The 16,686-nt window shown below is 66.9% G+C and carries 18 protein-coding genes; 7 read left to right on the plus strand and 11 right to left on the minus strand.

Going from position 1 to position 16,686, the window contains the following annotated elements; translation table 11 throughout:
- Positions 1 to 77: 77 nt before the first annotated feature.
- The 3 genes from dmpG to LVY72_RS04145 are packed head-to-tail and all read right to left on the minus strand — an operon-like array spanning position 78 to position 2,865.
- The gene (gene dmpG, locus LVY72_RS04135; protein WP_237818209.1) at positions 78 to 1,103 is read right to left on the minus strand and encodes a 4-hydroxy-2-oxovalerate aldolase; all 1,026 of its coding nucleotides are present in this window, start codon (positions 1,101 to 1,103) and stop codon (positions 78 to 80) included.
- Positions 1,100 to 2,047 carry an acetaldehyde dehydrogenase (acetylating) gene (locus LVY72_RS04140; protein WP_237818210.1) on the minus strand — a complete coding sequence of 316 codons (948 nt, stop codon included), beginning with the start codon at positions 2,045 to 2,047 and terminating at the stop codon, positions 1,100 to 1,102. The genes dmpG and LVY72_RS04140 overlap by 4 nt, the downstream gene beginning before the upstream one ends.
- Before the next feature lie 23 nt (positions 2,048 to 2,070).
- Positions 2,071 to 2,865, minus strand: a complete 795-nt coding sequence (locus LVY72_RS04145) for a 2-keto-4-pentenoate hydratase (RefSeq protein WP_237818211.1) — start codon at positions 2,863 to 2,865, stop codon at positions 2,071 to 2,073.
- A gap of 88 nt (positions 2,866 to 2,953) precedes the next feature.
- On the opposite strand from LVY72_RS04145, the gene LVY72_RS04150 reads away from it, so the two are divergent.
- The 3 genes from LVY72_RS04150 to LVY72_RS04160 all read left to right on the plus strand — a co-directional run bounded on the left by LVY72_RS04150 (position 2,954) and on the right by LVY72_RS04160 (position 5,246).
- Positions 2,954 to 3,727 (plus strand): IclR family transcriptional regulator, encoded by a 774-nt coding sequence (locus tag LVY72_RS04150; RefSeq protein WP_237818212.1) that lies wholly within the window; start codon positions 2,954 to 2,956, stop codon positions 3,725 to 3,727.
- Between the two features lie 131 nt (positions 3,728 to 3,858).
- Positions 3,859 to 4,791, plus strand: coding sequence for a ParA family protein (locus LVY72_RS04155; RefSeq protein ID WP_237818213.1), 933 nt, complete (start codon positions 3,859 to 3,861; stop codon positions 4,789 to 4,791).
- Positions 4,788 to 5,246, plus strand: a complete 459-nt coding sequence (locus tag LVY72_RS04160) for a hypothetical protein (RefSeq protein ID WP_237818214.1) — start codon at positions 4,788 to 4,790, stop codon at positions 5,244 to 5,246. The genes LVY72_RS04155 and LVY72_RS04160 overlap by 4 nt, the downstream gene beginning before the upstream one ends.
- An 86-nt stretch (positions 5,247 to 5,332) precedes the next feature.
- On the opposite strand, the gene LVY72_RS04165 is transcribed toward LVY72_RS04160, so the two are convergent.
- From LVY72_RS04165 to LVY72_RS04180, 4 genes are all read right to left on the minus strand, one after another.
- A complete protein-coding gene (locus LVY72_RS04165; RefSeq protein ID WP_237818215.1) occupies positions 5,333 to 6,271 on the minus strand; it encodes a 3-carboxyethylcatechol 2,3-dioxygenase in 939 nt (312 codons plus the stop codon).
- Between the two features lie 80 nt (positions 6,272 to 6,351).
- Positions 6,352 to 7,212, minus strand: coding sequence for an alpha/beta fold hydrolase (locus LVY72_RS04170; RefSeq protein ID WP_237818216.1), 861 nt, complete (start codon positions 7,210 to 7,212; stop codon positions 6,352 to 6,354).
- A 40-nt stretch (positions 7,213 to 7,252) separates the two neighbouring features.
- The gene (mhpA, locus tag LVY72_RS04175; protein WP_237818217.1) at positions 7,253 to 9,007 is read right to left on the minus strand and encodes a bifunctional 3-(3-hydroxy-phenyl)propionate/3-hydroxycinnamic acid hydroxylase MhpA; all 1,755 of its coding nucleotides are present in this window, start codon (positions 9,005 to 9,007) and stop codon (positions 7,253 to 7,255) included.
- A 190-nt stretch (positions 9,008 to 9,197) separates the two neighbouring features.
- Entirely contained in the window at positions 9,198 to 9,887 is a 690-nt protein-coding gene (locus LVY72_RS04180) for an IclR family transcriptional regulator (protein ID WP_237818218.1), read from the minus strand.
- 169 nt (positions 9,888 to 10,056) lie between these two features.
- Here LVY72_RS04180 and LVY72_RS04185 point away from each other — a divergent pair, with 169 nt between their 5' ends.
- The 3 genes from LVY72_RS04185 (at position 10,057) to LVY72_RS04195 (ending at position 12,215) form a co-directional block, all read left to right on the plus strand.
- Positions 10,057 to 11,379, plus strand: a complete 1,323-nt coding sequence (locus tag LVY72_RS04185) for an MFS transporter (protein WP_237818219.1) — start codon at positions 10,057 to 10,059, stop codon at positions 11,377 to 11,379.
- Positions 11,380 to 11,588: 209 nt separating this feature from the next.
- Entirely contained in the window at positions 11,589 to 11,753 is a 165-nt protein-coding gene (locus LVY72_RS04190) for a hypothetical protein (RefSeq protein ID WP_237818220.1), read from the plus strand.
- Between the two features lie 129 nt (positions 11,754 to 11,882).
- On the plus strand, positions 11,883 to 12,215 hold the full coding sequence (locus tag LVY72_RS04195; RefSeq protein ID WP_237818221.1) for a hypothetical protein: 333 nt from the start codon (positions 11,883 to 11,885) through the stop codon (positions 12,213 to 12,215).
- Positions 12,216 to 12,717: 502 nt separating this feature from the next.
- Here the strand turns inward: LVY72_RS04195 and LVY72_RS04200 are convergent.
- The 4 genes from LVY72_RS04200 to LVY72_RS04215 are packed head-to-tail and all read right to left on the minus strand — an operon-like array spanning position 12,718 to position 15,801.
- Positions 12,718 to 13,209 (minus strand): HtaA domain-containing protein, encoded by a 492-nt coding sequence (locus LVY72_RS04200; RefSeq protein ID WP_237818222.1) that lies wholly within the window; start codon positions 13,207 to 13,209, stop codon positions 12,718 to 12,720.
- A 9-nt stretch (positions 13,210 to 13,218) separates the two neighbouring features.
- Complete coding sequence (locus tag LVY72_RS04205; RefSeq protein WP_237818223.1) at positions 13,219 to 14,388, minus strand: NAD(P)/FAD-dependent oxidoreductase; 1,170 nt, start codon at positions 14,386 to 14,388, stop codon at positions 13,219 to 13,221.
- The gene (locus LVY72_RS04210) at positions 14,385 to 14,573 is read right to left on the minus strand and encodes a ferredoxin (protein ID WP_237818224.1); all 189 of its coding nucleotides are present in this window, start codon (positions 14,571 to 14,573) and stop codon (positions 14,385 to 14,387) included. Before LVY72_RS04210 ends, LVY72_RS04205 begins: the two co-directional genes overlap by 4 nt.
- Before the next feature lie 34 nt (positions 14,574 to 14,607).
- Positions 14,608 to 15,801, minus strand: coding sequence for a cytochrome P450 (locus LVY72_RS04215; RefSeq protein ID WP_237818225.1), 1,194 nt, complete (start codon positions 15,799 to 15,801; stop codon positions 14,608 to 14,610).
- Positions 15,802 to 16,094: 293 nt separating this feature from the next.
- On the opposite strand from LVY72_RS04215, the gene LVY72_RS04220 reads away from it, so the two are divergent.
- Positions 16,095 to 16,613: a flavin reductase family protein gene (locus LVY72_RS04220; protein WP_237818226.1), complete on the plus strand. Its 519-nt coding sequence runs from the start codon at positions 16,095 to 16,097 to the stop codon at positions 16,611 to 16,613.
- The last annotated feature ends 73 nt before the right edge of the window (positions 16,614 to 16,686 follow it).

Below are 16,686 nucleotides of genomic sequence, written 5' to 3' on the forward strand. Positions count from 1 at the left end.
CATACAGAAGGGCCGTCATCCACCCTTGTGGATGACGGCCCTTCCGGCTGCCGCGAGGCTAACCCCGGTGCCGGTGGTTACGCGTTCGCGCCCGCCAGCTGCACCGCGACGTCGACGATCATGTCTTCCTGGCCGCCGACGTAGCCGGCCTTGCCGACCTCTTCGAGGATCTTCCAAGCCGGGACGCCGTAACGGTCGGCGGCGCGCTCGGCGTGGATCAGGAAGGAGGAGTAGACCCCGGCGTAGCCCTGCATGATGGACGCACGGTCCATCACCGGCATGCGGGTGATGTAGGGCTTGACCACGTCTTCGGCGGCGGCCATCAGGCCCTGCACGTCCACGCCGGTGTTGATCCCGAGGCGGTCGAAGGCGGCGGCGAGCACTTCGGTGGGGGAGTTGCCGGCGCCGGCGCCCAGGGCGACCAGGGTGCCGTCGATCTGCCGGGCCCCGGCGCGCACGGCGAACACGGAGTTGGCCACGCCGAAGCTCATGTTCTGGTGGCCGTGGAAGCCCACCTGCGCGTCGGAACCGAGCTCGGCGACCAGGGCGGAGACGCGGTCGGAGACGTCCTCGAGGATCAGCGCGCCGGCAGAGTCCACCACGTAGACGCACTGGCAGCCGGCGTCGGCCATGATCCGGCCCTGCTTGGCCAGTTCCTCGGGGGAGACCCGGTGCGAGAGCATCAGGAAGCCCACGGTTTCCATGCCCAGCTTGCGGGCGTGCTGGAAGTGCTGGATCGAGATGTCGGCCTCGGTGCAGTGCGTGGCGATGCGGGCCACGGACGCGCCGGCCTCGTGTGCCTGGTTCAGGTCGTGGATGGTGCCCAGGCCCGGGAGCATGAGCACGGCGATCTTGGCCTGCTTGGCTTCGTCCACGGCGGCGCGGACCAGCTCCAGCTCCGGGGTCAGCGAGAAGCCGTAGTTGAACGAGGAGCCGCCCAGCCCGTCGCCGTGGGTGACCTCGATGACCTTCACGCCGGCGTCGTCCAGGGCGCGCACGGTGGAGCGCACGTGGCCGACCGTGAACTTGTGGCTCATCGCGTGCGAGCCGTCGCGCAGGGTCGTGTCGGTCAGACGGACACTGTATTCGGCGGCGGTGCTCATGCGTTTGCTCCAATGGTCTCGGCGGCGGCGTCGATGCGCTCGGCCAGCAGGTCTGCGGTGCGGGTGGCGGCGGCGGTGATGATGTCCAGGTTGCCGGCGTATTCGGGCAGGTAGTCGGCGGCGCCCTTGACCTGGACCCACACGCCCACGCGGCCGTTGCCGTTCCAGTCCTCGCGGGCGGTGTCGAACTGCGGTTCGACGCGCAGCTCGTAGCCGGGCACGTAGTCGCGGATCTTCGCGGCGGCCTCGTCGATGGCGGTGCGGATGGCGTCCTGGGTCTGGCCGGGCTCGGCGGCCTCGGCCGGGATGGCGCAGTAGATAGTGTTGCGCATGATCATCGGCGGCTCCACCGGGTTGATGATGATGATCGCCTTGCCGCGCTTGGCGCCGCCGATGACTTCCAGGGCCTTGGCGGTGGTTTCGGTGAATTCGTCCACGTTGGCGCGGGTGCCCGGGCCGGCGGACTTCGAGGCGATCGAGGCGACGATTTCGGCGTAGTCGACCGGGACCACCGAGGAGACGGCGGCCACGATCGGGGTGGTGGCCTGGCCGGCGCAGGTGATCATGTTGACGTTCATGACGTCCGTCAGCGAGTCCAGGTTCACCACGGGCGCCAGGTAGGGGCCGACGGCGGCGGGGGTCAGGTCGATCGCGTGGATGCCGGCGGCCTTGTACTTGTCCGCGTTGGCGGCGTGCGCCTTGGCCGAGGTGCACTCGAAGACGAAGTCCGGCAGTTCGTCCTGGGCCAGCAGCCAGTCCACGCCCTCGGCCGAGACGGTGACGCCCAGGCGCGCCGCGCGCGCCAGTCCGTCCGAGTTGGGGTCGATGCCGATCATGTACTTGACCTCGACGTTCTGGCTGCGGCGCATGATCTTGAACATCAGGTCGGTGCCGATGTTGCCGGAGCCGACGATCGCGGCCGTCTTTTTCCTGGTCACTGTCATGGGGATGGTCCTTTGGTCCGGAGTTAGCTGAAGTTGATGGTCAGGGAGCCCAGGTCCCCGAAGTCGGCAGTGGCGGATTCGCCGGCCACCACGGGCAGGGCCTTCGTGAAGGAGCCCGGCAGCACCAACTGTCCGGCCTTCAGTGCCACGCCCTGTTCGCCCAGGACATTGGCCAGCCAGGCCAGCGGGGCGACAGGGTCGTCCATCACGGCGGCACCGGTTCCGGATTCGCGTGCCTCGCCGTTGATCCGCAGCGTGCATTCGACGGCGGCCAGATCCTCGACGGCGACCGGCAGCGGGGTGCGTCCGACGGCGATGGCGCCGCAGGAGGCGTTGTCCGCCACGGTGTCCACCAGCCTGATGTCCCAGTTGGCAATGCGCGAGTCGATGATCTCGATCGCGGCGTAGACTTCGCCGATCGCGGCGGCGGCATGTTCGCGGGTTACGCCGGGGCCGGAGAGGTCTTCCTTGAGCACGAAGCCGAACTCGGGCTCGACCTTCGGGGCGATGAACCCGGCGGCCGGGATCCGGGCGTCCTCGTGGTGGACCATGTCGTCGAAGAAGAAGCCGAAGTCCGGCGAGTCCACGCCCAGCTGGGCCTGCATCGCCAGCGAGGTCAGGCCCACCTTGCGCCCGGCCAGCACCCGGCCCGCCGCGAGGTGGTGGCGCAGCTGCGCCTCCTGGATCTCGTACGCGTCCTGCAGGCCCATGCCCTCCAGCCGGTCCCGCAGCGGTGCCACCGGGACCATTGTCCGGGAGGCTTCGAGCAGTTCGTCGGCGAACTGCTGCAGGACGTCCTTTGCGATGGCAGGGTTCACGGTGGCTCCTAGTCTGTTGCGCCGGACCCCTGAATAAGGGCCGGTGTTCGGTCTTGATTGTGCGGCCCCAATCCGCGACACTGCAATCATGCGTACCGCTGAATGGAACAGCTCGTCCTCGGTGCTGGAACGCGCCGCCCTGATCCTGGGCGCCTTCCAGGTCCAGGACCGGACCCTCGGGGTCTCGGAACTGGCCCGGCGGACCGGCCTGGCCAAGTCCACCGTCTCGCGGCTGACCACGGAACTGGTACGCCTGCAGTACCTGGAACGCCACGGGCAGTCCCTCCGCCTTGGCCTGGCCCTGTTCGAACTCGGCCAGCTGGCGGCCACGCCGAAGGAGCTGCGCCGGCGGGCCATCGCGTTTATGGCCGACCTGCGCAACGCCACCGGGCAGACCATCCACTTGGCTCTGCTGGACGGCACGGAGGTGGTCTACATCGAGATCCTGCGCGGCAAGGGTACTCCGCCACTGCCCTCCCGGGTGGGCGGGCGGCTGCCGGCCCACGCCACCGCCGTCGGAAAGGCGATGCTGGCTTTTTCCGCGCCGGAGGTGCTGGACCAGGTTATCGCCGGCGGCCTGCCCCGCGTCGGCCCGGACACCATCACCGACGAAGCGGCCCTGCGTAAGGCCCTGGCGGAGATCGCGGCGGACGGGGTGGCCTACGAACGGAACGAATCCGCACCGGACAGCTTCTGCGCAGCCAGCCCGGTGCTGGATGCCGGCGGCGCCCTGGTGGCGGCGCTGTCCGTCTCGGCCAAGGTGGGGCATCTGGACGTGCACCGGGTGGCCCCGGCCGTGCGCACGGCGGCCCTGGCGCTGGGTCGGCAGCTGCCGCGCAACAGCGTCTTGGCTGAGGGATGACGGAGTAACTGACTAACGGAGTCTGTGAGTTCGGCAGCCGTGGACTCGCGAACTAACAGACTTCCGGCGCGCCGTCGGGACACCCGGCAGCGCCGGTGGCAAGGTGGTATCCACCTGACAGGGGAGGGATCATGAGGCCAGGCCTTGAGCGCGTCATTGCCGTCGTGAACGGCAAAGGCGGAGTCGGCAAGACAACGATTACCGCGAACCTTGGTGGCATGCTGGCAGCCAGCGGCTACCGGGTCCTGCTGGTGGACATGGACCCGCAGGGCAACCTCGCCGAAGAGCTCGGCTACACCCACAAGCCGGTCAACGACGACGGGCTGGCCCTCTCGCGCACTCTGGTCTCCGGTGCTGCGGCGCAGCCGGCGGCAGGCATCCGCCGGAACCTGGACGTGCTCATCGGCGGCGCCCACCTGGACGCGGCTGCGGCGGGGCTGACCCTGAAGGCCCGCAAAGACCCGTTGGCTGCCAAGTCCGCCCTGGCGGAGGCACTCGCCCCGGTCGCGCAGGACTATGACTTGGTTTTCGTCGACTGCCCGCCCGGCCAGGAAACCCTGCAGCAGGCAGCGCTGGCGGCCGCCCGGTGGGCGCTGATCCCGGTCAAGACGGATGCCTCCTCACGGAAGGGGCTGCGGGACGTGGCACGCCGGCTGGACGCCGTCATCGACATCAACCCGCACCTGGACCTGCTGGGCGTGGTGCTCTTCGGCGTCAACCGCTCGGCGCACCGCGTGGTGGAGGCCGCGCGGGAGGGTATCCGCGAGGATCTGGGCGACGGTGCGCCGGTCCTCACCACTGCCATCAGGCATGCCGAGGCTGCCGCGCAGGAGAGCCGGGAACGCGGGCTGCTCGCCTTCGAACTGGAGGAGGCGGTTCTTGCCGCGCCCAAATGGTGGGAGCTGCGGCGCAATAACGTCCAGCATGACGGCCCCCGTTCCAAGAGCGCCGTCGGGGTTGCCGAGGACTTCCAGGCCCTGGGCGAAGAGATTATCGCCCGCATTTCGTCCGGCGAGGCGCCACCCTCCGACCAGATGCGGGCCGGAACGGGAGCTGCACGATGACGGAACCGGTGCGCCGTACCCTGACCGGACTGGCCCCGCGTGCGGCCAGGGATAAGGGCGTCGGCCGGCTGATCCGGGCCAATCGGCAGGACGCACCGGTGGCGCCGGCAGCTGCGGAGCCTGCCCGGGCAGCCGGGGCGCCCGCCGCATCGACGCCGGAACAAACGGAGTCTGGAACTCACAGAGTTCCGAAGTACCTGCAGCTGCGGCGTCGCGAAGCCCGGGTCTACGACGAGCAAGCCGACGCGCTCACCGTCCTCGCCCGGCGCCTGAACAACGGCAGGCAGTCGCCGGACGGAAAGACCACGGGGGAGCGGATCACCGACAACACCCTGCTGCGGCTGGCCATCGACCTCCTGCTCGCCCGCGCGGACGAGCTTGAGGGCACAACCGAGGAGGAACTGGCGGCAAGCCTCGGGCTGGAGCCGCGGAGGCTGGGGACGGAACCCAAATAATAACGACGGCGGCGGCCGGCATCCGTACGGAAGCCGGCCGCCGCCGTCGTCAGGTAAGCAAGCCTCAGCGGCTGCCGCCGTGGTGGTTATTTGAGGACGGCGGTGGTGACGCCGAAGCCGGCGATGTATTCCTTGATCGGCTGGTAGAACTCGTAGGTCACGTCGTATTCGCCGCAGGCGCGCAGGGCGGAGTACGCGGCGACCCAGGTGCGTACCTCGTGGGAGGAGTGTCCGGCGGCGGCGTCCATGTCGTCGGCGTTGTAGGCATCGAAGGCTTCGACGTTGCCGGACTTGCAGACCTCCAGGAACGCGCGGTCCCAATCGGGGTTCAGGTCCATGATGGTGGCTTCGCCGGCGGCGAACTTGATCGCGGTGTTGATGGTGTTGGCCTCGCGGGCGGCGCGGGCTTCGGGGGTGGGATGGCGGCCCTCGGTGAGGAAGGCGCGCTGTTCCTCGGTGGCGGTGGCGATCTGCGGTACCGGCGGGTCGTGGGAGAGCCCGCCGGAGCCGATGAACAGGACCTTCTTGTCCGTGTTCCGGAAGTATTCGCCCACGGCCTGGCCGAACTTGCGGACCCGGGAGACCTTGGTGAACGGCCGGGCGACGGAGTTGACGAAGATCGGGATGACCGGTGTCTTGTCCAGGCCGCCGAAGATGATTTCCATCGGCTGCACGGCGCCGTGGTCCACCTCCATCTTCCGGGAGATCGCGGTGTCGATGTCCTGGTCGATCACGTAGGCGGCGAGGTCCTCGGCGGTTCCGGTGGGGACGTTGATCGGTCCTTCCCAAGAGTTGTAGTCGCCGGTGCCCAGGGCCTCGTAGCCGATGCAGAACGGGGGCATCAGGTCGTAGAAGAAGCCGTTGTAGTGGTCCGGGCCGAAGTTGATGACCAGGTCCGGGTTGAACTCCCGGGCGAATTCGCGGACCTGGTCGAAGGCGGCCTCGACGGCGGCCTTGACCTCGGCCGGCGGGTTGGTGTGTTCCAGCAGCGGGCTGTGGGACATGCAGATCAAAGCCTGGGTCACGGCGGTGCTCCTTTGGTTGGGCTAAGAGAGCAGCCAGGGGTCCCCGGACGCGAAGCATGCGGGGAGGCTGCGAACGGAAATCAGCGGGTGATGCCGTGGGCGGCCAGGTAGTCCTTGATGACGGTGTTGAATTCCTCGGCGCGTTCGACCTGGGACCAGTGGCCGCACTGGCTGAAGATGTGCGCGTCCGCGTTCGGGATGACGTTAAGCAGTTCCCAGGTGCGGGAGACCGGGATGACGACGTCCTGCATCCCGTGGATCAGCAGTACCGGGATCTCAAGCTTGGCCAGCACCTCGAAGTCCAGCGGCAGCGCGTCCCGGTCCCGGTCCCGGGCGGTAACGACCTCGATCAGCCGGTCCGAGGCGGTGTCGTTCAGCGCGGCCGCGTAGCGCAGCGAGACCAGCTCGTCGGTGACCAGCGACTTGTCCACGACGAACTGCTCCAGGGTGCGGCGGATGCCGGCCTCGGACAGTTCCGGCTTGGCGTGCCCGGCCAGCGCGGCGGTCTTCTTCGCCCCGCCGGTGCCCATGGACACGATGCCCAGCAGGCGTTCTGGGAAGTCGATGGCGAACTGCATGGCGACCCAGCCGCCGATCGAGTTGCCCACGATCCAGGTCTTCTCGATGCCCAGCGCGTCCAGCACGCGCACCGCGTGGCGGACCCATTCCCGGATCCCATACTCGGTGCCTTCGGCGACCACGCTCTGGCCGTAGCCAATCGAGTCGATCGCGATGCAGCGGCCGGTTTCGGAGAGCTCGGGCAGGTTCAGCCACCAGTTGGCCGCGGCGGTCACCCCGGTCCCGGACCCGTGCAGGAACAGGATCGGGGTGCCCTCGCCAGCCTCGTGGTAGTGCGTCAGCTCGCCCGGAGCCGTTTCGAGCCACTTGTCCTCGAGGCCAAAGAACGAATCAGTTTTGTAGTCGGGAATCTGGATGGTCATGTTTTTCCTTCCGGGAAGTTTCTTGGCTGAGGTTGGGACGCTACTTGGCCAGCACCGCGGCGTCGTCGGCAATCACGACGCCGGCTGGCTCGGCCGGTGCGATGAAGGCCATCGAGCGCAGGATCGCGTCCAAGGTGGCGGGGGCGTGCTGGGTCAGGCACGCGCCGGCGACGAAACGGTCGGGGCGCAGGAAGACCAGCGGGGTCGGGCGGTCATCGAACCACTTCTTCATCCGGCCGGTGTGGTCGCCGAGCACCAGGACGTCCTCGCCCATATACTGTTCAGCCCATTCGCGCTGGGTCTCCGGCAGGATGCAGACCAGGCGCGCGCCGAGGGCGCGCAGCTTGTCCAGCGACTCCTGCGGGAGCACGTCCTTGGGGCTGTTGCCCCACACCACGACGGACCACCAGTTGCCGATGGCATCATCGAGCAGGACGTTCGGGGCGTCCTTGGAGTTGACCCGCGGCTGCGGGAACTGCAGGCCGACGGGGGAGACCTTGCTGTTGGCCGTCCGCACCGGGATCAGCCTGCTCGTGAGCACGGAGGCGGCGCGGCCGGACTCCTGCGTCGTCGGGTCAGCCAGGACGCCCTGCTTGTAGCGCGGCATCGGCTTGAACTTCATGTCCGCGAAGTAGCTCTTGACGGACGGGAAGAGGTTCAGCACCGACGAGGCGGCATCGCGTGCCAGGGCGCCGGCAGGGTTGGTGATCTTGATGAACTTTCCGAAGGTCATGGACAAATCCACCATGGCCTTGGCATGATCCTTGCGCTCGGCGGTGTAGGTGTCCAGCAGTTCGTCGCCGGCCTGTCCGGCGGTGACGGCGGCCAGCTTCCAGCCGAGGTTAGTGGCGTCGCGCATGGCGGAGTTCCAGCCTTGGCCCATCCACACCGGCATCAGGTGCGCGGCGTCGCCGGCGATCAGCTGGCGGCCCTTGCGGAAGGTGCCGGCCACGCGGCCGTGGTGGGTGAAAACCCGGCGGCGGATGAAGTCCAGCTTGGACGGGTCCGGGACATGGTCCCGGAGTAGGTTGTCCACGTACGCCGGATCGGTGACCTGCTCCTCGGTTTCGTCGTCGTGCAGCATGAATTCCCAGCGGCGCACCGCGTGCGGCAGGCCGATGGACACATAGGGCCGCTTCGGGTCCGCGCCCAGGAAGACGTTCGGGGTGCCCAGCGGATCGTTGTTCACGTCCACCACCAGCCAGCGGGTCGACGGCGATTCACCCTCGAAGCTCACGGCCATCCGTTTGCGGGTGGGGGACTTGCCGCCCTCGCAACCGACCAGGTACTGGGCCCGGAAGCGGCGTTCCTCCGCCTGGCCGTCCGGGCCGGTGGCCAGGGCGACGGCGGTGACGCCGTCGGCGTCCTCCTTGACGTCCTCGACGCGGTGGCCGAAGAGCACCTGGACGTTGTCGAAGCGGGACAGCCCCTCGTAGAGTGCCCGGTCCACCTCGGGCTGGATGAACCCGTGCTTGCGGTCCCAGCCGAACTCGTCGGTCTGCGGATTGTTGACCAGGATGACCTTCCCGGCGCCGTTGACCAGCCGCATGATGTGCTGCGGGTTGGTGTGCGGCTTGACCGTGTCCACCAGGCCCACGGTCTGGATGGTGCGGAACGACTCATCGTCCAGGCCAACGCCGCGCGGGTAGTCGATGAGCTGGTCCATGGCTTCCAGTACGGTCACCTTGCGGCCGTACATGCCGAGGATGTTGGCCAGCATCAGTCCGGCCGGGCCGGCTCCGATCACCAGGATTTCGGCGTCGGCCGGGTTGCTATCAGCGACTTCGTTGTTCATGGCTGCTTTCTTCACATCCGTGAAGGGGTTCCGCCGGCCTTGGGATCCGGCCCCCGGCGCCCCTTTGTGTATTTATCGCACTTATATATGCGATATTTGCACTTCAATGACCGATATCACACCATGGATGAGGTGGGAGTGTCAAGGCCCACAGGAGGTTGTTTCCCCGGCCACGTGCCGTGGCGGCAGGTCAGGCCAGGCGGCTGGAGATCCGGGCCGCGGCGGCGATGATGGTGTTGCCGGCACCCTCCACAAGTTCCCGGCGGTTGGTAATGAGGTTGATGCAGGCCGGCGCGCCGCCGCCGGTGATGGGCGCCGCCAGACCGTACATGCCCGGTTCCACTTCGGCATAGGTGACCGCATAGCCGCGGTCGCGCGCCAGCCGCAGGTCTTCCGGATCGTGGTCGGAGGGCGGGTAGCAGGCGCGGATGGCCAGTCCCGCGGCGCCGCGTTCGAGCGGGTGGCGGCTGCCCTGGGCGAAGGCAATGTGGTAGCCGACGCCCGTGGGTTCCACCACGGCCAGGGCGACGGCGTCGGGGCCTTCCTGTATCAGGACGGACACCGTGGACTGGAGTTCCCTGGCGACGTCGGCCAGCACCGGCAGGGCGGCGGCGCGCATGGCCGAATGTGCCGCGGCGGCCAGGCCCAGCAGGCCCGACGCGCCGCGGTAGCGCCCGTCGTCGTTCCGGTGGATCAGGCCTTCGTCGGCCAGCGTGTTGAGGATCCGGTAGGCAATGGTGCGGTGGACGCCCAGCTGGTCGGCCACCTCCTGGATGGTCAGGCCGTCGCGTGCGACCGCAATCGACCTCAGTGCCTTCAGTCCGCGGGCCAGTGTCTGGGAGCCTGCGGTGCGCGACGGGGCGGAGGGTTCGGCGGCCATGAGTCCAAGGGTATCGGTAGCGTGCGCGGATGGGGTGGCACGAAGCCGCAGTGGAGGGCCCGCGCGGCGCCGACGGAGGATGTGGCGCTTGACACAAAGGGTGATCCCGAGCACTCTTTTAACAAATATCGCGCACAAGAGAGCGTTATTTACACGAAATGGAGTCATTATGATCCCGTCGACCACCCAGGCAGGCAGCGCCGCACGCATCGAGGCGTCGGCGCATGGCCGCAACGGCCGCCTCGCCCTGGCGTCGAGCTACATCGGTTCGTCGCTGGAAATGTACGACTTTCTGCTGTACGGAACCGCAGCCAGCCTGGTCTTTCCCGCTCTCTTCTTCACCGGCGTGGAGCCGGGCCTGGCCATCGCGCTCTCCTTCGTCACCCTCGCCGCAGGCTACGTGGCCCGGCCCATCGGCGGCATCATCTTCGGCCACTTCGGCGACCGCCTGGGCCGCAAGAAAATGCTGGTGGTCACGATGGCAATCATGGGCGCGGTGTCGGTGCTGGTGGGGCTGCTGCCCACCGCCGGGCAGATCGGCGTGGCTGCACCCATCGCCCTGGTGGCCCTGCGGGTCATCCAGGGCATTGCGATGGGCGGCGAATGGGCCGGCGCCACACTGATGTCGATGGAGCACTCGAAGCCGGAACGACGCGGCTTCGGCGCCTCCATCGCGGTGTCCGGCGGTCCGTCCGGCGCGGTGCTGGCCACCCTCGTCCTCGGCGCCTTCGCACTGCTGCCGGAGGAGGACTTCATGGCCTGGGGCTGGCGGGTGCCCTTCCTGCTCTCCGTGGTGCTGCTGGCCGTCGGGCTGTTCCTGCGGGTCCGGGTCAAGGAATCCCCGGATTTCGAGAAGGCCCAGGAATCCGGGCAGTCCCACCGGGGTACCCCGCTGGCCGAAGTCTTCCGGCGCTACCCCAAGGAAGTCGCCCTGTCCGTGGTCGGCGGCCTGGCCCCGCTGTTCATGCAGTCGCTGCTGGCCACCTTCGCCCTCGGCTACGCCGTGCAGGCCGGGCACAGCCGCTCGGACGCGCTGCTGATGCTCACCATTGCCAATGCCATCCACATCTTCACCATTCCGGCGGCGGCTCTCCTGTCCGACAAACTGGGCCGCCGCCGGGTCATGGTAGCGGGCGCCGCCCTGGGCATCGTGGGCATCTGGCCGATGTTCGCCCTGATCGATGACGGTTCCACCGGGATGATGCTGCTTGGCTTCATCATCGGCAACCCGCTGATCCAGGCGCTGATGTACGGCCCGATGGGGGCCTGGATCGGTGAAATGTTCAGCACCAAGACCCGCTACACCGGACTGTCGCTCTCCTACCAGTTGGCCACCACCCTCGGTGCAGGTTTCGCTCCGCTGATCGCCAGCGCGCTGCTCCAGGCGGATGCGGGCTCCACCTCCCTGCTGGCAGCGTTCTTCGGCCTGCTCTGCGTCGTCAGCGCGCTGGCCTTCATCCTGGCCAAGGACCGCAAGGCCGTCGAGAGCTGAACTGCAAAGGGCGAATACACACCGACGACGGCGGCAGGCTACCTGCCGCCGTCGTCCGCGTTCCGCATATGGTTCAGGCCTGGCGCAGCTGAGTGTGGTGGTTGGGGTGCATTCACCGGGCCTTTTTGCGGGCGGGGTATGCGCGAATCAGAGAAGCCAATGTTTGTAAGCATTTTTTCTCGGCGGGGGAGCGGCAGCCGGGTGTCGCGGTGAAGGACGCCGAGCGCAAGAGCTGGACCAAGACCGAACTGGACCGACTGCGCCCGTCCAAGCGCCGGCGCTCCAACCGCCCCTCCGGGCACGCCACAGACCACGCCTCCCACACTGCCGATTCGACGATCGGAGACGACGCTGCATCAGCGTCCGTCTCGTAAGCCCGCGGCCGGGTACTCCACAGGGTGAGCACCTGCCGACGGTCATCCACAACAGCTGCATGAGGCACGCCCCTTGGCGGCGTGCCCGTGCCAGCGTCGAAGCATCAGCCGGACTCCAAGGAGAGCGCCATGGCCAAGACCCTTCCCGCCGACACCCAAGACCGCCTGCAGCAGGTGGCTGCCCTGCTCAGCGCCACCACCACCCAGCTGCTGGAGCATCCGGTCGCCCTCGACCGGGCCCCTGATCTGCTGGACCTGCACACCGCCGACGTCCAGGTGCGCCTGCACCTGGACCAAGCCCACCAGGACGTCCCGGACGTGCTGGTCACCGACCGCCCGGCGGTGCTGCTGGACGAGGCCATCCAGCTGCTGGATGCCCTGCCCGAACACGACCGTGCCGCCCTACACGGCCCGTACCTGGTGCTCGTGCGCGCCGCGGAGTGGGCGGGTGATCTGGGATGAGCGAAGACCTCACCACCGTCCAGGACATGTACGACCTGGGAAGACGCCAGGCGTATGCTTTCACCCGCCGACCCCTGCACGACGCCCGGGTCAAGCGAGCCTACGGCCAGCCGGTGCAGGCCCCGTACATCGTGGCCAGCCTGCCCCGCCTCATCGACAGCACCCGGTACACCACCAAGACCCACCTGCTTTACGCCACCGGCACCGGAGCCTCGCACCTGAACGGGTTCCGCAACCGGCTCACCAACTCGAGAACGCCCTGCAGAAACTGCCGCTGCGCGCGGCCGGCACCCCGGTGCCGGAACTGGCCACCGCGTGCCGCTACCTCGACGGCGGCGCAGACCTACTGCGCACCACCGTGCCCTACGCCCCACCGGGCCCTACGGCACCAGGGACCACGCAGTGCACGCGCTTGCTGTGATCAAGCTTGAGGGCCGAGGAACACCGCGGGGGTCTGCGTTCGGCGAAACATGCCCCGGCCCCACGGGCTGAGCCGCTGTGCCTACGCGTGGGAAGACAACAGCCAATCCACCTCGTTGAAGACGACGATGAGGGGGTCGAACTCGGTGCCCTCGGAGTAGTTGCCGCCGAAAGCGTCGACCCCGGCCTCGAGGAGGCGGGGCGCATCAGAGATCAGAGCGACGCCCTGCTCGAGCAGCTGCTTGCGGTAGCTGCCTGACAGGAATGGCTTGTCCGAGATGTCGTCCGACAAGAGGAGAAGCTCGTCTCCGTCGACGCAGAGGGAAAGGTCCGAGAACCCCACCTGAAAAACGCCGTGGTGCGCCTGCAGCACGACGGAGCCTTCGAACCTCAGCGTCAGGGTCCCATCCTTTTCCTGGCCGCTGCCAGCGGCGAGCGGCCAGGAAAAGGAGCCCTGGTTGGATACCACGTCGCCCGCGAGCGTCACCTCGCCGTGGGCGCGGCCCACGTAGCTGAGCAACGAGTCCTTGATGCTCCAGGTCATGCCGCCAAACGGTCGAGCGTGTTCAGTCACTGTGGTGGCCTACTTTCCAACTTCGCGGGAGTACTCGATGAGTTGCGGACCGTTGTCGAGGCCCGCAACGGCGACCAGCTGGTCGCCGCGGTAATAGCCCATTATCGGGGCACCGCGCATTTCACCCTCGAGGGATTCGATGCGATCTGCGATCCGCGGGAGGCCGTAAGCCTGGATCCGGTACTCGTACTGGTTGCTCCAGAACGAGGGCAGGGGTGTGAAATCGGCCACGGTTTCACTCGGCTGAGTGCCGGATACCTGAAGGATCGACTGCGCGGCACGGCGAGCGGTTTCGACTGCGATGTTCCAATGTTCGATGCGGCGGGGTACATCATCGAACATCGGGTTTGGAAACCGGGCGAGGTCGCCGATGGCGTACACGTTCTCGGAGCCTGCTGCTCGCAGCGAGTTGCCGCAAAGCACGCCGTCGGTGAGGTCGAGCAGCTCGGAGTCCAGCCACTCGTGATTGGGCAAGCTGCCGACCGCCTCGACGACCACGTCGGCCTCGATGATCTCTCCAGATGCGAGCTCGATTCTCGCGGCATCGGCGTTGACCTCGGGAAGACGCTCGTTCACGCGAACGTCGACGCCCGCCTCCTCGTGCCGCTCCATGATCTTCTGCGCGAGCACACTGCCGAGCGCCGGCTGCAGCAGCTGTGCACTCGGGCACAGCAGGGTGACCTCGGCACCGAGAGCGCGGGCGCTGGCAGACACCTCTCCGCCGATAAACCCGCCGCCGATCACGACGACGCGGAAGCCTGGCCGGATGGCCTCCCGCAACCGCTCGGCATCGGTGAGCGTGCGCACGCGGTACACCCGACCGACGTTTCGTTCCCAAGCCAACGGCCGGGGGCGTACGCCCGACGCGGCGACGAGATAGTCGAAATCGAGCTCGCTTCCGTCGCTCAGTGTCACGGTGCTTCGCGCCACATCGGTGCTTACCGCGCTGACGCCGAGACGCCAGTCCGCCGAGCTGAGCGTCGGCCGCGTCTTGAACTGGATGTTCGCCAGTTCCGTGCCGGCGGTCAAGAAGTCCTTCGACAGCGGCGGACGATTATACGGCATGACGACCTCGTCGCTGCAAACTACGATCTGGCCTTCGAATCCCTTGAGTTGGAGGTTCTCTACGAGGCGAAGCCCGCTTAGAGAACCTCCAACGACAACGACGCGCTTACTCACTCAATGATCTCGATTGCGAGCAGCGGGCAGGCATCAGCAGCGGCCATCACGCGTTCGCGCTCGGACTCGTCGGGCTCAGCAATGTAGTTCACCTTGCCCTTGCCGTCAAGCTCGAACACGTTGGGGGCGGCGAAGACGCACTGCGCGTGTCCGTCGCAGGCATCCATATCAACACGAATCTTCATCTTTATTGGCTTTCTTTAGGAATTGTTGAATTGCTTATCGGACGGAGAGGGGAAGTTTGGTGACGCCGAGGCGCTCCCAGGTCATCCGCTCAGGGGTGCCGGCGAGTTCGACCCACTCGGTGCGGTCGAAGAGTTCCTCGACGGCAATGCGGATCTCCATCAGTGCAATAGAAAGACCGAGACAGCGGTGCGGGCCCCAGCCGAAGGTCATCGCGCTGGTGTTGTCACGGTAAATGTCGATCTCGTCGACGTTCTCGAAGTGCTCGCCGTCGCGGTTGGCTGAGCTCCAGAAGAACATCACCTCGTCGCCGGCGGGAAGTACCTGGTCGCCGATCTGGATGTCTTCCTTGAGTATGCGGCGCGAAGTCATCGCGGGGCTCTCGTGACGCAGAAATTCGAGGATCGCGTTCGGAATCAACGAGTAGTCGGCTCGCAGCGCTTTTTGAATCTCCGGGTTCTCCGCGATCTTCATCAGGGTGATGCCGGTGCTGCTGGTCGTGTTGTTGTGGCCGGCCGAAAGCATGAGGCGCACCACGCGTCCGACTTCGGTGCGGGTCAGCTTGCGGCCGTCGTATTCGAACTCCATGAGGCCGGCGATCATGTCCTCTTCGGGGTCGAGCGCCAGGCGGCTGCGCTCCTCGATCAGCTTCTCCGCGTACCGCGTGAGGTTCTCTTCGGCCTGCTGCGCAAGTTCGGGCTTGTTCTCGCGATCAGCGCGGTAGATGAAGCTCTCACCGGCCCAACGCTTGAGAGCGACGGCGTCTTCGACGGGGATACCGAGGAAGGCGCAAATCACTTCCGCCGGGAAGGGGTAGGCGAAGTTGGTTGCGAAGTCGCCGCCGCCGGCATTGATGAGTGGCAGGAGCCGCTTGACGGCGAGCTCGCGGGTGACCGGCTCGAGAGCTTCGATAGCCTCGCGCTTGAAGTACTTGGTCAGTGCACGGCGAAACACGGTGTGGCGGGGGCGGTCCACCTCAACCGGCGGAACGCGGCCGTCTGCGAACCGGGGCGTGATCTCGCTCGAGAACACCTTTACATTCATGGCGGCGGCGGCGATGTCGTCGTAACGCACGAGCGACCAAAAGCCATTGCCATTGTCGGTCCACGGGGTGGGGCGCTCGATGCGCATCTTTTCCTGCCAGCCGAGCGGGTTGTCGGTCACGGGGGCCGTTGTCGGATCCCAGTCGACAGTCTTCGGCGTTGAAGTCTGAGTCATCAGGTCATTCACCTTAAAAGAGTCATTCGAAACGGACGGAACAGTTTCACCGTAAGTGCGAGAAGGTCGTGATGTTAAAGCCTTGGTTGTGATGGGTTCGATGCTCCCCGCCGATCTCGACATCACATCGGTCACACCGTAGGTGCCGGTCCGCGACCGTGCGACCGGGGCAGTTAGGGGCCGGGATGATCCCGGCATCACACCTAGGACTTGGAAGGTCGATGCCGCGCCGACGTAGTTTCGTGATGACGAAAGCGTTGTTGCTGAAGCCGATGGTGCAGCAGCCAGACCCGGAGGTTTAGATCATGTCACTCGCAGCCACCCCAAGCGTTGAGACCGCTACGGCCACCCTCGATGCCGACCTGTTGAAGCGCTCTTTTGGGGCTTACCCGTCGGGCATCACGATTGTCACGGCCGACACGGCTAACGGGCTGGTCGGTTTCACCTGCCAGGCGTTCTTCTCGGTGTCGTTGGAGCCACCGCTGCTCGCGATCTCGGTGATGAACTCCTCGTCGTCGTACCCGGTGATCCGCGACCATCAGCGCTTCGCGGTCAATGTGCTCGCTGAGCACCATGCGGAGCTTGCCCTGAAGTTCGCGCGCAAGACGGCGGATCGGTGGGAGGGGACCGGATGGCGTCATAGTGCCTGCGGTTCGCCGCTCATCGATGAGGCCGTCGTGACATACGACTGCGAGATTTGGTCGGAGGTGCAGGCGGGCGATCACACCATTGTGATCGCCCGGATCCTGGATGTGCACCTCACCGAGCATGTCAAGCGCGCCCCGATGGTGTACGTCGACAGCCGCTTCTGCGGCGTGAAGTAACGCACCCATCGGGGCTACGGCGCGGCGGTGCTCGTGTCGGGGCCCCGGGGCGTGTCAAGTTTTCGGCTCTGTC

This window comes from Arthrobacter hankyongi (assembly GCF_022012395.1).
In the GTDB taxonomy this organism is placed as follows: domain Bacteria; phylum Actinomycetota; class Actinomycetes; order Actinomycetales; family Micrococcaceae; genus Crystallibacter; species Crystallibacter hankyongi.